This window comes from Paraburkholderia sp. CNPSo 3272 (assembly GCF_024206495.1).
Classification (GTDB): domain Bacteria; phylum Pseudomonadota; class Gammaproteobacteria; order Burkholderiales; family Burkholderiaceae; genus Paraburkholderia.
Genome location: NZ_JAMBPQ010000097.1, coordinates 1 through 1,267, shown reverse-complemented (window position 1 = coordinate 1,267; position 1,267 = coordinate 1). Strand labels below are relative to the sequence as shown.

The 1,267-nt window shown below is 52.4% G+C and carries 2 tRNA genes and 2 rRNA genes; all 4 read left to right on the top strand.

The annotated features are described in order from the left end of the window. A 16S ribosomal RNA gene (locus M3I53_RS37925) occupies positions 1 to 97 on the top strand; the annotation flags it as partial. Between the two features lie 65 nt (positions 98 to 162). Further along, positions 163 to 239 (top strand) — tRNA-Ile (locus tag M3I53_RS37920). Between the two features lie 39 nt (positions 240 to 278). Further along, positions 279 to 354, top strand: a tRNA-Ala gene (locus M3I53_RS37915). 300 nt (positions 355 to 654) lie between these two features. Then, positions 655 to 1,267 (top strand): 23S ribosomal RNA (locus M3I53_RS37910); the annotation flags it as partial.

Genomic DNA, 1,267 nt, shown 5'->3' with positions numbered 1-1,267 from the left:
AACCGCAAGGAGGACGGTCACCACGGCAGGATTCATGACTGGGGTGAAGTCGTAACAAGGTAGCCGTATCGGAAGGTGCGGCTGGATCACCTCCTTTCCAGAGCTCATCGCTCGCTGCGTTAAAGCGCTCACACTTGTCGGCTGTAAGAAAGACAGACTCAGGGGTCTGTAGCTCAGTCGGTTAGAGCACCGTCTTGATAAGGCGGGGGTCGATGGTTCGAATCCATCCAGACCCACCACTGTCTGTGGACGGGCAGATCCCTTGAGTTGTTGTGACTGGGGGATTAGCTCAGCTGGGAGAGCACCTGCTTTGCAAGCAGGGGGTCGTCGGTTCGATCCCGTCATCCTCCACCAATCCTCAATGCACAGCGTTCTGCACGAAGCAGAACCTTTTGCATTGGCGATTGAGCCAGTCAGAGCGGTATGAGTAACACCATATCGGCTGTCGTTCTTTAACAATCAGGAAGAAGTAGTAAAGAGATTCATCCGAAAGCGGACAGAGATGGCCGTCGAGTAGGTGAATCAGGGTTGTGATTGTATCAATGTATTTTTAAGTGATCGAAAGATTGCCTTGAAATACGGCGCAACACGAATACTCAACCTGTAGCGCGTGGGTCCGAAGTGAGCAATCACGGCGAGACACACCCGTTATAGGGTCAAGCGAACAAGTGCATGTGGTGGATGCCTTGGCGATCACAGGCGATGAAGGACGCGGTAGCCTGCGAAAAGCTACGGGGAGCTGGCAAACGAGCTTTGATCCGTAGATGTCCGAATGGGGAAACCCACTCCGAATGGAGTATCCATGGCTGAATACATAGGTCATGTGAAGCGAACGCGGCGAACTGAAACATCTAAGTAGCCGCAGGAAAAGAAATCAACCGAGATTCCCAAAGTAGTGGCGAGCGAAATGGGACCAGCCTGTACTCTTTATCTGTAGCGTCAGCCAAACACTCTGGAAAGTGTGGCCATAGTGGGTGATAGCCCCGTAGGCGAAGACGCAATGGAAGAACTAGGTGTACGACAAGTAGGGCGGGACACGTGAAATCCTGTCTGAAGATGGGGGGACCATCCTCCAAGGCTAAATACTCGTGATCGACCGATAGTGAACCAGTACCGTGAGGGAAAGGCGAAAAGAACCCCGGGAGGGGAGTGAAACAGATCCTGAAACCGCATGCATACAAACAGTCGGAGCCTCGCAAGGGGTGACGGCGTACCTTTTGTATAATGGGTCAGCGACTTACATTCAGTGGCAAGCTTAACCGAATAG